The organism is Singulisphaera rosea, assembly GCF_054877945.1.
Genome location: NZ_JBTYIP020000045.1, coordinates 22,767 through 35,794, shown reverse-complemented (window position 1 = coordinate 35,794; position 13,028 = coordinate 22,767). Strand labels below are relative to the sequence as shown.

The 13,028-nt window shown below is 67.2% G+C and carries 10 protein-coding genes; 9 read left to right on the top strand and 1 reads right to left on the bottom strand.

Translation table 11 applies throughout. From position 1 onward, the window contains the following. Window positions 1-179: 179 nt before the first annotated feature. From ACYOEI_RS38780 to ACYOEI_RS38740, 9 genes are all read left to right on the top strand, one after another. On the top strand, window positions 180-3,716 hold the full coding sequence (locus tag ACYOEI_RS38780; RefSeq protein ID WP_462855890.1) for a DUF7948 domain-containing protein: 3,537 nt from the start codon (window positions 180-182) through the stop codon (window positions 3,714-3,716). Between the two features lie 460 nt (window positions 3,717-4,176). Continuing rightward, window positions 4,177-4,995, top strand: coding sequence for a hypothetical protein (locus ACYOEI_RS38775; protein ID WP_462855889.1), 819 nt, complete (start codon window positions 4,177-4,179; stop codon window positions 4,993-4,995). Window positions 4,996-5,282: 287 nt separating this feature from the next. Continuing rightward, window positions 5,283-6,812 carry an FHA domain-containing protein gene (locus ACYOEI_RS38770; RefSeq protein WP_462855887.1) on the top strand — a complete coding sequence of 510 codons (1,530 nt, stop codon included), beginning with the start codon at window positions 5,283-5,285 and terminating at the stop codon, window positions 6,810-6,812. A gap of 100 nt (window positions 6,813-6,912) precedes the next feature. Continuing rightward, entirely contained in the window at window positions 6,913-8,754 is a 1,842-nt protein-coding gene (locus ACYOEI_RS38765; RefSeq protein WP_462855886.1) for a serine/threonine-protein kinase, read from the top strand. Window positions 8,755-8,954: 200 nt separating this feature from the next. Then, on the top strand, window positions 8,955-9,740 hold the full coding sequence (locus ACYOEI_RS38760; protein ID WP_462855884.1) for a hypothetical protein: 786 nt from the start codon (window positions 8,955-8,957) through the stop codon (window positions 9,738-9,740). A 187-nt stretch (window positions 9,741-9,927) separates the two neighbouring features. Next, window positions 9,928-10,362: a hypothetical protein gene (locus ACYOEI_RS38755; RefSeq protein ID WP_462855883.1), complete on the top strand. Its 435-nt coding sequence runs from the start codon at window positions 9,928-9,930 to the stop codon at window positions 10,360-10,362. A gap of 243 nt (window positions 10,363-10,605) precedes the next feature. Further along, entirely contained in the window at window positions 10,606-11,238 is a 633-nt protein-coding gene (locus ACYOEI_RS38750) for an RNA polymerase sigma factor (RefSeq protein ID WP_462855882.1), read from the top strand. A gap of 8 nt (window positions 11,239-11,246) precedes the next feature. Then, window positions 11,247-11,681 (top strand): hypothetical protein, encoded by a 435-nt coding sequence (locus ACYOEI_RS38745; protein WP_462855881.1) that lies wholly within the window; start codon window positions 11,247-11,249, stop codon window positions 11,679-11,681. Window positions 11,682-11,765: 84 nt separating this feature from the next. After that, window positions 11,766-12,314, top strand: a complete 549-nt coding sequence (locus ACYOEI_RS38740; RefSeq protein WP_462855879.1) for a YybH family protein — start codon at window positions 11,766-11,768, stop codon at window positions 12,312-12,314. Window positions 12,315-12,679: 365 nt separating this feature from the next. Here ACYOEI_RS38740 and ACYOEI_RS38735 read toward each other — a convergent pair whose 3' ends face one another. Next, window positions 12,680-12,955, bottom strand: a complete 276-nt coding sequence (locus ACYOEI_RS38735) for a transposase domain-containing protein (RefSeq protein ID WP_462855878.1) — start codon at window positions 12,953-12,955, stop codon at window positions 12,680-12,682. Window positions 12,956-13,028 lie beyond the last annotated feature (73 nt).

Genomic DNA, 13,028 nt, shown 5'->3' with positions numbered 1-13,028 from the left:
GTTACGACATCATCGCGCATGTTTGCAATGAAGCCTGCTTGTTCCGTCGAGGTAATGACGATATCCTTAAATTAATCGGCGATCTCGCCCCAGATCCCCCCATCGGGTCGCCCTCAAGGGCTCGGGACTGTCCCGCCCCCCGCTCGTGATGATGTTCGGCTCCGAGGCGACGATCACCAATGAACTCCCGACTCAACCCCCGGCGCAAGGTTCGGGCCCGCCGCGACGGGTTCCGCCGCATCGAAGTCCTGGAAGATCGCCGCCTGCTGAGCAACTCGACGTCGACCGACAGCCTGCTCAATGCGTACGGCCAGCTCCCCCTGAGCTTCGAGGCCAATCAGGGCCAGACCGACGCCCAGGTCCGGTACCTCGCCCGAGGCGACGGGTACGCTCTGTTCATCACCCCGACGTCGGCCGTCCTCAACATCCAGGCGTCCGGGGACGACGCGTCGCAGGGTGTTGATGGGGTTGCCTTGAAGATGCAACTGGTCGGGGCCAACGCCTCGCCCAGCGTCATCGGGCAGGACACTCAAGCCGGGACGACGAACATCATCAATGGGAGCGACCCCAGCGATTGGTACACGGACATCGCCGGCTACGCGAAGGTGCTCGAGCAGGGCGTCTACCCTGGCATCGATCTCGTCTATTACGGCAACCAGCAGCAGTTGGAGTACGACTTCACGGTCGCGCCGGGGGCCGACCCGGGGTCTATCAAGCTCAACATCCAGGGGGCCGAGTCGTCGACGATCGACGCCCAAGGGAACCTCGTGCTCCACACGGCCATCGGCGACGTCGTCGAGCATGCGCCGGTGTTCTACCAGGAGTTGGACGGCGTCCGCCAGGCGGTTTCCGGCCAGTACGTGATCGACGCGGACGGGCAGGTCGGATTCGCGGTCGGCGCGCATGATCACAGCCTCCCGCTGGTGATCGACCCGGTCTTGAGCTACTCGACGTACCTGGGCGGCTCACCTCGCGTCGGGAACGAAGACGCGACCGACTCGGGTTCGAAGATCGCGGTGGACGGGGACGGCAACGCCTATATCGTCGGGACCACGATCTCCTCCAAGTTCCCGACCACGCCCGGGGCCTATCAGACGACCCCCGGCGACCCCGTCAGCACACCCGGGACGGCACTGGGCGACGTCTTCGTGACGAAGCTCAACGCGAGCGGCACAGCCCTCATCTACTCGACCTATCTCGGCGGGATCAGCCAGGACCTCGGTTCGGGCATCGCGGTCGACTCGGCCGGCGACGCCTACGTCACGGGGAAGACGGATTCGATCAACTTCCCCACGACCCCAGGGGCCTACCAGCCGGCGACCCAAGGGGTCACCGGGGCCTTCGTCTCCAAGCTTAGCCCCGATGGTTCGTCGCTCGTCTACTCGACCCTCCTCGCCATCGGCACGACCAGCAACGACATCGCGATCGACTCGGCCGGCGACGCCTACATCACGGGCTCGGGCTCGGGCTTCTTGCAGCCGACCCCGGGAGCCTTCCGGGCACCTCCCACAGTCGGCAGCTCGACGGCCGCCTACGTGACGAAGTTCAGCCCCGACGGCTCCTCACGCCTTTATACCGCCACCCTCGGCGACGGCAACACGCTCGGGATCGCGGTGGACGCGACCGGCAATGCCTACGTCACGGGCGACGTCAACTCTCCCAACTACCCGACCACGCCGGGGGCTTACCAGACGACAGGCCAGGGGAACGTCGACGCCGTCGTGACGAAGCTCAACCCCAACGGATCCGCACTCGTCTATTCGACCTTGCTCGGCGGCAGCGCCCCCGACCACGGCGCCGCCATCGCAGTTGACTCCGCCGGCAACGCCTACGTCACCGGCGACACCATCTCGACCAACTTCCCGACGACCTCGGGGGCCTTCCAGACGACCTTCACCGGCAGCGACGACGTCTTCGTGACGAAGGTCAACCCCGCCGGCTCCGGCCTTGTTTATTCGACCCTGCTCGGCGGCAGCAAGTCCCAGCAAGGTTTCGACATCGCGGTCGACGCGATCGGCGACGCTTATGTCACCGGCAGCACCCTCTCGACCGACTTCCCGACCGCCAATGCGATCCAGGCCACCTACGGCGGTGACGGCGACTCGCTCATCGCAGGCGACGCCTTCGTCACGGGCCTGAACCCTCAAGGGACCGCACTCCTCTACTCCACCTACCTCGGCGGCAGCGGCGGTGAGGTAGGCAGTGGGATCGCGGCGGACCAGGCCGGCAACGCCTACATCACCGGCAGCACCGACTCGACCAACTACCCGACGACGACGGGCGCCTTCCAAACGGCCCTCGCCAGCGGCTTCTTCGTTCAGAACGCCTTCGTCACGAAGATCGCATTGGGCCAGGCGATCCTGCCGACCACCACCACGGTCGACCTGCCCAAGTCCTCGACCGAGTTCCAGACGATCAATGTCACGATCGCCGCGGGCTCAGGCATCTCCGAGAAGCCGACGGGCACCGTGACCTTCCTCGAACAGATCAACGGCGGCGCCACGATCACCCTGGGGACCAGCCCCGTCGGCGACGACGGAACCGCCTCGTTCACGACGACGACCCCGTTGCCGAGCGGCAGCGTCGCGGTCTTCTCCGCCCAGTATGGCGGCGACGACGCCTTCCTCACGAGCTCAGGCCAGGCCACCCTCGTCACCCCGGCCGCCAAGACCACCACGAGGCTGAATTCGTCGCCCAACCCGTCGACCTTCGGCCAGAACGTCACCTTCACCGCGGTCATCGGCGTCGCCGACGGCGGCACCGCCCACGGCCAGTCCGACGACACCGTCACCTTCACCATCGACGGCAAGGTCGCGGGAACCGCGCACGTCACCGTCATCGACGGGCAAGGGCAGGCGACGTTCACGACCTCGGCCCTCGCCGTCGGCTCGCACTCGGTCGTCGCGTCCTACAGCGGCAGCTCCTCGTTCGAGGGCAGCAACTCCTCCGCCGTCACCCAGATGGTCCGCGCCGCACCGCTTTCGCCGACGAACACCGCGATCTCCGCGTCGCCGAGCCCCTCGACCGTAGGCCAGGCCGTCACCTTCACGGCCTCGGTCGCGAAGACCAGTGGAGTCTCCGGCGCCCCCACGGGGACGGTGACGTTCCTCGACGGATCGACCGTCCTGGGGACCGCCACGCTCGACTCGGCCGGGCATGCCACGTTCACGACCGCCTCGCTGGGCGCCGGGCCGCATAACATCACCGCCACCTACAGCGGTGGCGGTGGGTTCTCCTCCAGCCAAGGCTCCGTGGTCCAGTCGGTCACGGCGATCGCCGCCGCCCAACCCCCGACCATCTCGAGCCTCCGCCGCCTCATCGTCGGCCGGTATTTCACCGTCCTGGTGCTGAAGTTCAACCAGGCCCTCGATCCCACCACCGCCCAGGACCCGAAGAACTTCCTGCTCTCCCTCCCCCGAGGGCAACGGATCTTCTTCCGGTCGATCTCCTACGACCGCGACGCGAACACGGTCACGCTCATCCCATCCCAGCGTCTGAATCCCTTCCGCCTCTACGTCCTCACCGTCGTGGGTACCGCCCCGTCGGGCGTGAAGGGCGCGGACGGCCTCCTCCTCGACGGCGCCGGCACGGGCCAGCCGGGGTCCAATGACGTGTTCCTCGTCGGGCGCGCCACCCCGCTCGTCCAGGCCACCTCGGCACAGTCGACCGGCTCCGTGCTTGCCCGGGCGCTGTCCCGGAGGTTCTTCCTCGGCTGATCCCGGCGCAAAGGCGAGGCCCCATCTCCGGGCCTCGACTCGACTCCACATGGGGGGCCTAGAGCGGATCACGTTCGCGTTGCACCCACCAGAGGGCTCGCACCGAACGACCCACCTCCTCGCGACCCGCAAGATTCCATGGACATTCGCCAAAGGAAACGACTTCCCCTCCTCATTCCCGACTGGGAGTGGGAGGGGCCTTCGTCGGCGCCCCACTCCGCACATGGCCTCGAGCCTCGCCTGGAGGAGAAGGGCTCGAATGGGGAAGGCGGACTTCCATCAAGAGCGAATCACGCCCGGGACGCGGATTTTCGAAAAAGCCTGGCCCAATATTCCCGGGACCCTCCCGAATTACCTATGAGGAGCGACGAGGAGGCCGAAAACGGGGGCCGAATCGCCAACAATCCGCCGCGAGTGACGAGGGCCGATCCGGCCTTCCGGATCATCAAGGAGATTCAAAATGGTTTGCTCAATGGTCAAGAAGGGGGTTCTGGGGGCGGCGTTGGGCGCCGGCGCACTCTACATGGTGCTCGGCACCTCCGCCCCCAGCTACGTGAAGACGGCCTTCCACAAGGTCCGCCACAACGCCAAGGCGTCGATCCCGCCCCAGTTCGAGATCGACAAGACCCGCGAGGAGATCGCCGGGCTGGAGCCGGTGATCCTCGACAACATCGAGGCGTACTCGCGCAATGAGGTGGACGTCGAGCGGCTCGAGAGCGAGATCGCCACGACCAAGGCGAACCTCGCCGACGAGAAGTCGACCCTGCTGACCCTGACCGATCGCGTCCGCAACGGCGAGTTCCGCCTGACCGGCCGTTCGAGCGAGTCGCCCGAAGAAGTGAAGGCCGACCTCGCCCGCCGGCTCGACCACTACAAGAACGTCGAGCGGATCCTCGAGGAGAAGGAATCGACCCTCAAGGCGAAGCACAAGACCCTGGCCGCCGCCCGGAAGCAGCTCGACGCAATGTCGGCCCAGAAGAAGGCGTTGCTGATCAAGCTCGACGGGATCGAAGCCCGGCTGAAGGCGATCGAGGCGACCCGGGCGAGCAACGAGTTCGACTTCGACGACAGCGCCCTGGCCCGCGCCAAGGCGAGCGTCGCCGACCTGGAGAAGCGGCTCGAGGTCATGGCCCGCAAGGCCGAGTATGAAGGCCGCTACCTCGACATGGGCGTCCCCGTGGGCAACGAGAACCACCGAGACGTGGTCAAGGAAATCGACGCCAAGTTCAGCGGCACCGCCGACAAGGCCGGCGTGAAGAGCTCCGACAAGAGCCTGTAATCGCGACCCGGACTCGTGCTCTCTCCCGAACGTCGGGCCGGCCCGTTCTCCCGGCCGGCCCGACGCCGTCCTGCCAGGGGCCTCGACTCGTACCGGATCGAACGCGACGTCGAGTAGGCGGGATAGGATCGAGAATGGAATGAAGGGAAGATGGGAAGGGAAGGGATGCGTTCGCCGCGTCGCTCCGCCGGATTCCCAGGCCGGGCTGATCTCGCCCGGAGGATTGCTTGAAGGTTCATTGAGCGGCACACGCATCCCAAAGTAACATGGCGGAGAGTCATTCCCCCATGGCCAATCCGGGCGGCAAGTCAACCATGCTGGGACATTGGCGAATCGTCTTGCGACAGGCGGAAGAGGCCGCACGGGCGGGGCGCTACGACGAGGCGCTCGCCCTGGCGAGCCGGCCCGACGTGGCCGACCACCACCACGCGGTCCGCCTGCGTGCGAAACTGGCCCTGGAGCTGATCGCTCGGGCGACGCGACGGGGCGAGTCGGACGACCTGGCCGGGGCGATCGACGACCTCGACCTGGCCGAACGGCTGTCGGCCCCCCTGGACACCCTGGCCGCCGCCCGGCTGAGCCTGGCCGACCGGGTCTCGGGCGAAGTCCGCTCCGACCTCGACGCGGGCGTCCCGTCCCGGGTCGTGGAGCGGGTCGAGCACCTGGCCAAGCACAAGATCGGCGGCCCCTCCCTGCGTCGGACCCGAGAGATCGCCGAGGCCTGGCAGGCGGCGATGGACGACTCCGGGCGTGGGGAATTCGGCCGGGCCCAGGAGCAGCTCGACCGCGCCGAGCGGCTCGCGGCCGGGACCGCCGAGGCGGCCCTCGCCGCCACCCGTCGCGAGCTCGAGGCGCGTCGGAAGGACGCGGCCCCGAAGGTCGAGGCGCTCTACACAGCCCTGGCCGCCGGCCGTTGGCCCGAGGTCCTCGCGGCCGCCGAGACCGTGCTCGAGACCGTCCCCGAGCACCCCGCCGCCCGACAGGCCCGGAGCCGGGCCTGGCAGCAGATCGCGGCGATCGGCCCGTCGTCGACGTCGTGGCCGAGCCGGGGATCGCGCGTCCCGCAGGCGGCCCCCGCTCCAGCTCCTGCGCCCGAAGCCGCTCTCCAGGCCACCCTGGCGGCCAACGGCCCCCTTACCTGGCTCAACGCAACGCCGAGGACTCCCGTGCCCCAGCCGACACCCCGGCCCCTGGCCCACGCCGTCGACCAGGGCCCTCAAGGGCGATTCCTCCTCTGGGTCGACACCGTCGGGGGATATCTCGTCTGCCTCGACGACCGGGTCGTCCTCGGACGGGCCGGGCACGACAGCCAGGCCGACGTCCCGCTCATGGGAGACCTCTCCCGGAACCACGCGACCCTCGTCCGAGACGGCGAAGGGTACCTCCTCCGCGCCCACCAGGCGACGTTCGTCAACGGGCGGCCCATCGAGACGGCCACGCTCCGGGACGGCGACGTCATCCGGCTCGGGTCCACGGTCGAGCTCGAGTTCCGCCAGCCCAGCCCCGTCAGCGCGACGGCGAGGTTGGCGATCGTCAGCCGGCACCGCCTCCCCCTCGCGGTCGACGGCGTGCTCCTGATGGCCGAGACGTGCATCGTCGGGGCCTCGCCCCAGGCGCACATCCCGGCCCCCGGGCTCGCCGAGCCGCTGGTCCTCTATCGCCAGGGGCCGGCACTGTGGTGCCGGGCCTCGGGCGGGTTCGAAGTCGACGGCCGTGCCTGCGCCGCACGCGCCCCGTTGACCTTGCAGTCGAGCGTCCTGGGCGACGGCTTCTCGTTCAGCCTCGAAGCCCTCGGAGCCAAATCGTCGCGGGTCTGACGTCGTCTGTCACGTCGAGGCCGGGGCCTTGGAACCCCTCGCCTGGCGTGCGGAACCGTTCCCTCGAGCCCTCTCGATCGTCCCTGGAGCTTCCCTAACGATGAACGCGACGTCCCGAGACCTGCCTGGCGCCGACATGGCCGAGACGGCCGTTTACGAGCCCAACGAGCCGCCGGGCCGAGAAAGGCCCGAGGGATCTTCCGACATGACCAATCCTTCGCCCCAGGCTTATCACCGCTACACCTTCAGCTCGGGCGCCCGGCCCCTCGACGGCTACACGATCAAGCGGGCCATCGGCCGGGGCGGGTTCGGCGAGGTGTACTACGCCACCTCCGACGCGGGCAAGGAAGTCGCGCTGAAGCTGATCCTCCGCAACCTCGAGGTCGAGCGCCGAGGGGTCGTGCAATGCATGAACCTCAAGTGCCCGAACCTCCTGACCATCTACGACCTCAAGACCACCGACGCGGGCGACTCCTTCGTCGTCATGGAGTACGTCGCCGGCCCGAGCCTGGCCAACGTCCTCGCCCAGTATCCCAACGGGATGCCGCCGGCCGAGGCCCGCGCCTGGATGAAAGGGCTGATCGAGGGGGTCAACTACCTCCACGACCACGGCATCGTCCACCGCGACCTGAAGCCCGCGAACATGTTCATGGAAGAGGGCACGGTCAAGATCGGCGACTACGGCCTGGCCAAGCTGATCAACGCCGGCCAGGACACCGGGCACTCCGAGAGCATCGGGACCTGCCACTACATGGCCCCCGAGATCGCCTCGGGCAAATACCAGAAGCCGATCGACGTCTACGCCATCGGCGTGATCCTCTACGAGATGCTCACCGGCCGCGTCCCCTTCGAGGGGGAGTCGGTCGGCGAGATCCTGATGAAGCACCTGACCGCCCGCCCCGACCTGTCGAAGCTCGTCGAGCCGTACCGGTCGATCGTGGGCCGGGCCCTGGCCAAGGACCCCGTGCAGCGGCAGACGAACCTCTACGACCTGCTCCTCCCCGAAGACGCGCCCAAGACGGCGGCGGTCCGGTTCATCGGCGAAGGGAAGGTGGCCCCCCCCCTGCCCAACAACGACCTCATCATCGAGGATGAGGAGGTGCTGCGGATCGAGGCCGAGGAGCCGATCTTCTACATCGGCCCCGACACCCGTCCCCCGCGACGCCCCCCCGAGGCGATCGGCCGCCGACTCCGCGCCAACTGGGCCGCGCTGCGGCGTCCCCCGCAACGGGCGGCGGCGCCGAGGCCCCAACCGAAGGCCCCCGCCCCGGCGCCGCCGCCACCTCCTCCCCTGCCCGGGGGCCGGATCCGGGTCGCCGAGCTCGCCACCGCGATGCTCTGGGCCACCGTCCTCAACGCGCTCCTGGCGGTCGTCGCCGCCGCGATGCTCGGCGTCGACGTCACCCAGTCCTCCGCGCCCCTCGCCAGCCTCTTCGCGATGTCGCTCCTCGGGAGCTGGGCGGTCCTGATCGCGAACAAGGCCCTCGAGGGACGCGAGCTCGACCGGATGACCGGGCGGCTCGTGAACGTCGGGCTCGGCGTCGCCCTCGGAGGGACATGGATCCTGCTCAGGGAATGGCTCCGGTTCGGCCCACCCACCGGCGGGGTCCTGCCGTCCGCCCCCCACGAGCTCGTCAACTGGGTCGGCCCGCACGGCCCCCAGACCACGCCGCTGCTCGCGATGGGCTACTTCGGCGTCCTCTTCCTGTTCACGAGGGGATGGAGCCGGTTCACGGCGAGGGACCGCAAGGCGCGGTTCCGGGTGTTTCCCGTCCTCGGGTCCGCCCTGCTTGCCACGATCCTGCTGCCGGCCTGGCCCACACCCGAGCCGTTCGGCATCGCGACCGCCGTCTCGATTGCCCTCGTGACCCAGCTCGTGAGCCCCTGGAGCGAGGCCGCCGCGGCCTACGCCCGGGCCACCAAGAACCGTAAAGTCGCCTGAGGACCCCTTCCTCGGGCACGCCCGAGGACGCGGAGCCTCGTCGACGGACATCCTGACAGGACCCACGTCGGGACGTCGTCCTCGACACCGTATTCTCGAAGTGACATCGGTCGACTCCAGTAATATTCCGGTCGACAACGCGAACGAACTAGCGTCCAGACCTCTCTTCTCGTTGCGGACTCGGCAAGGATCGGACTGCAATGAAACGGTTCCTACTCTTCGTCGTGCTCGGGATCGTCGCCACGTTCTGGATGCGGACGCGTCCCTGCCCCCTGGAAGCGTCGAGCGCCCGCTATCATGCGAGCGCCAACGCCCAGGCTGATGAGGCCGAGGACGATGATCGCCCGGACCCCAGGGAATCGGTCGACGAGATCCCCGTGCCGATCGTCCCCGGGACTCGCGTCATCAACGCCGAGATCGAGCCGCCGGCCGCCCCGGCCCCCCCCAAGCGGCCCGAACGGCCGAGGCGCCCGGGCCGTCGCAACCATGAGGCCTCGCCCGGGCCGGTGAAGACGGTCGCGGTTCCCCACGTCTCCCGCTCGATCGCGGGCCGACTCTCGGCGAACGAGACGCGGGCCAAGGCCGACGCCCGGTTGCAGCTCGACCGCGAGGTGACCGAGTGGCTCGTCCCGGAGATTCCTCCCTCGTGGAAGGCCCCGGCCTACCTGGTCGACCAGCTCGTGACCAAGATCCAGGTGAAACCGATCGCCAAGGACTACGGCACCGTCTACGAGGCGACCTTCGAGGCCAACCTGTCCTCGCAACATCGGGCCGCGTTCCTCGAGGCCTATTACAACGACATCGTCCGGCATCGCCTGGCGAGCCTGGGAGCCCTCCTCGGGTTCATCCTCACCTGCCTCGCCGCCCTCGCCGGGTACATCCGCGCCGACGAGGCGACCAAGGGCTACTACACCAACGGACTCCGCGCCGTCGCCGCCGCGGGTGTCGGGGCCGCGGGTGTGCTCCTCTACCAACTGATGACCTGACGCCGCCTTGAGGCGACTTACAGGAATGGACGGGGCGGTCGCGACCCTCTTCCGCGATCGCCTCCCCGCCTATGGGCCGTCCCTCGACGATCGGGCGAGGGCGAGCGCCGACGGCTTGCCCGAGGACCGTCCATCCTCAACGTTCGCCTCGTAAGACTCCACCAATTAAGGAAGGATCGGAAAGACTATGTCTGAGTTATTCGTCATCATCGCCTTCGTGATCGGTCTGCCGATCCTTCTGCTCGGACTTCGCGAGATCATCGTCCCCCCGCCCGCCCAGAGACAGTATCGGCTCTGGCAAATCGGCGCCGTCATTCTCCTGTCAGGCCTGCTGTTCGCGACGTTCACCTCAGGCCCGAACGGCGGCCCCTACCTGTTCCTCGCCGGGCTCTTCGTCGTGGGCTTCTTCGCGTGGAGCTGGCGGCAGGAGTTCCTCCACCTGATGAGCCTTCGGGACGAGGAATTCGCCGGCAAATACGACAAGCTCGTCTGGGCGCTCCTCCTGATCGCCATGCCCCCCGTCGGCCTCTGGTTCTTCCGCGCATCCCCCCTAGCCCGGCGCCCCGAGCCGGCCCGAGCCGCGACGACGGCCAAGCCCATGACCGCAAGAGACTTCTTCTAATCCGACCCGAAACCCGTTTTTTTCTTAAAAAACGGGTTTCTGATGCGCTCGACTCCGGCAACCCATTTCTGGGACGTCGCTGCCAACGCCCACAGAAACCCGTTTTTAAGAAAAAAACAGGTTTCGGGACTACGGCGAAAGGCCATGGTCGAAGCGCCCTCGCCGCGTTTACAATCATTAGAGATCTCCGTCACCTTTCGCGGACCGTCCGTCCCCGTCTTTCTCTCGAGGCGAGCCGAAACGATGGCCACCACCGACGCCGAGGCATTACTGGTCCGGCAGGTGCGCGCCGGCGACGCCTTGGCCTGGCGGCAACTGATCGAGCGCTACGAAGGGCGGCTGCTCGCCTTCGTCGACAGCCGGCTCCGCGACCGGAGCGCCAGCGAGGACGTGGTGCAGGAGACCTTCGTCGGGTTCCTGACGAGCCTCCCCCACTACGACGAGAAGCGGGACATGGAGGCCTACCTCTTCTCGATCGCCGCGCACAAGCTGACCGACCACCTCCGCAAGCAAGGCCGTCGCCCGATCGACCAGTTCGGCTCCGACGACCACGGCCGCCCGCTGGAGGAAGTCCCCGGCGCCGGTCGCCCCGCCTCGAGCATCGCCCGCAGCGACGAGCGTCGGAAGGCCGAGGAGCGACTGCTCGCCGAGGCCCTCGGCCAACTCGTCAAGGAGTGGCAGGCGCGGGCCGACTACGACCGGCTCCGCTGCCTCGAGCTCCTGATCGTCAAGGGGTGGGCGAACAAGGACGTCGCCAAGTTCCTCGAGATCACCGAGCAGACGGTGGCAAGCTACAAGTTCCAGACGGTTGGCCGGCTCAAAGAGATGGCCCGGCGCGCCGGGTTGAGCCTCGACGAACAATTTGGCGGGGGATGACACCGACCATGGGCCCGACGCACGGCGAGTTGATCATCGACGACGAGACCCTGCGAGCCTACCTGGCCGACGCCCTCCCCGCCGAAGCCCTGGCGAGGGTCGAGAAGGCCCTCCGCGACTCCTCCGAGCTCCGCGCCCGCCTCGAAGACGTGCGCCAGAACCGCAGCGACCCCGGCCTCCACACCCTGGGCGCCATCTGGCGACGCGGCCGCCTCACCTGCCCGACCCGCCAGCAGCTCGGCAGCGTCCTCCTCGACGCCGTCGACCCCGACTTCGGCGCCTACGTCAAATTCCACCTCGAAGTCGTCGAGTGCCCCTTCTGCCAGGCCAACCTCGCCGACCTCAAGGCCAAGACCACCCAGCCCTCCAGCGCCACCAAGAGCCGCCACTCCCGCATCCTCAAGTCGAGCCAGCACCTGCTCGGCGAAGATGGACGAGGCTAAACCCACTTCGATCGCATCGCCCCTCTCCAAATACAAGCCCGAAGCGCCAGCGAGTGGATCTCCCCCCACGACTTGGAGGTGACGATGCGAGCGAGCCGAATCGGGTGGAGGTTCGGAGCGGGCCTCATCGCTGCGGCATTTGCGGTACTGGTCGCAATTGCGGAATCGGAGCGGTCAGTTGCAGCCAGGGATGGTGGGCCACAAGCCACGTCAACCAAAGACGAAACCAACGCCATCCGCAGCCTCATCGCGAAGTATGCGAAGTCGATCGACGACGCGGACACCACTCTCGCCGCCGAAATCTGGTCGACGTCCCCCGACGTCTCCTTCATCCACCCGCTGGGGCACGAGCGAGGTTGGGAGGAGGTGAAGCGGAACTTCTACGAGAAGACGATGGCAGGGATGTTCACCGACCGGAAGCTCACCCCCAAGGATGCCACCGTCCACGCCTACGGCGACGCAGCCTGGGCTGAGTTCACCTGGAAATTCTCGGCCAAGCTCAAGCAAGGTGGCCAACCCCTCAAAACGAATGGCCGAGAAATCCAGATCTATCACAAAGTCTCCGGCCACTGGGAACTGATCCACGTCCACTACTCCAACATGCCCATGACCGGGCGTGGTCAAGGCTTTTAGAGAAGTTGTTAATCAATTTTTTTATATCAACAAATTAAATAGGAGTTACGCAGTTGGGATTCTGGGCAATTTGCTGGCAGGGGAAATCCGTCGAGAAATAACGACTTGCGTCGAGTCTAAACCACCCAGAATACCAACTGCGTAACTCCTATTAAAATTTTCGGACACTAGGCTGGGGCCGGTGACCGGAAACAACGATCCCTTTTCGACCGCCATGCTCGGTGTAAGCGTCCGAGATGGCCAGGGTCGGCGGTTTGCGCGCCGGTCCGGGTCGCGATCCGTCGGAGGCCACGGACGCGGCGAGGCGACGTCGCCTCGCGCGATTCACTCGACGGTCATAACGAGGCCACGTCGCCTCGCGAGTTTCACTTCGTGGGACGTCGATCCGCTCGCCGTTGATCCCGACGACGCGCCTTCTCTCGCGATTCTTCCACGCGATGGGTCAGCACGTGCCCGGGGTGCGCCAACGCCCATCGGTCGGGCAGCAGCTCGGCCAAGCGTCCCGGACTCGCATCGACCGAGAGTTGCAAGATCACGTCACGCACATACGCCCACGGCTCGAGCCGATGTCGCTTCGCTCCCGCGATGATCGTGCAGATCATCGCCGCTCGCGGGCCCGCCGCGTCGCTCCCCAGGAACATCCAGTTCTTTCGGTTATGCGGAGATCCGCATAACCGAAATTATGCGGACCCGAAGATTATGCGGAGTCGGCGC

Bases quoted from the DNA above. Each gene is read 5' to 3' on its own strand.
- ACYOEI_RS38750 (WP_462855882.1), top strand. From the start codon at position 10,606: ATGGCCACCACCGACGCCGAGGCATTACTGGTCCGGCAGGTGCGCGCC.
- ACYOEI_RS38770 (WP_462855887.1), top strand. From the start codon at position 5,283: ATGGCCAATCCGGGCGGCAAGTCAACCATGCTGGGACATTGGCGAATC.
- ACYOEI_RS38775 (WP_462855889.1), top strand. From the start codon at position 4,177: ATGGTTTGCTCAATGGTCAAGAAGGGGGTTCTGGGGGCGGCGTTGGGC.
- ACYOEI_RS38745 (WP_462855881.1), top strand. From the start codon at position 11,247: ATGGGCCCGACGCACGGCGAGTTGATCATCGACGACGAGACCCTGCGA.
- ACYOEI_RS38765 (WP_462855886.1), top strand. From the start codon at position 6,913: ATGAACGCGACGTCCCGAGACCTGCCTGGCGCCGACATGGCCGAGACG.
- ACYOEI_RS38760 (WP_462855884.1), top strand. From the start codon at position 8,955: ATGAAACGGTTCCTACTCTTCGTCGTGCTCGGGATCGTCGCCACGTTC.
- ACYOEI_RS38780 (WP_462855890.1), top strand. From the start codon at position 180: ATGAACTCCCGACTCAACCCCCGGCGCAAGGTTCGGGCCCGCCGCGAC.
- ACYOEI_RS38735 (WP_462855878.1), bottom strand. From the start codon at position 12,955: ATGTTCCTGGGGAGCGACGCGGCGGGCCCGCGAGCGGCGATGATCTGC.
- ACYOEI_RS38740 (WP_462855879.1), top strand. From the start codon at position 11,766: ATGCGAGCGAGCCGAATCGGGTGGAGGTTCGGAGCGGGCCTCATCGCT.
- ACYOEI_RS38755 (WP_462855883.1), top strand. From the start codon at position 9,928: ATGTCTGAGTTATTCGTCATCATCGCCTTCGTGATCGGTCTGCCGATC.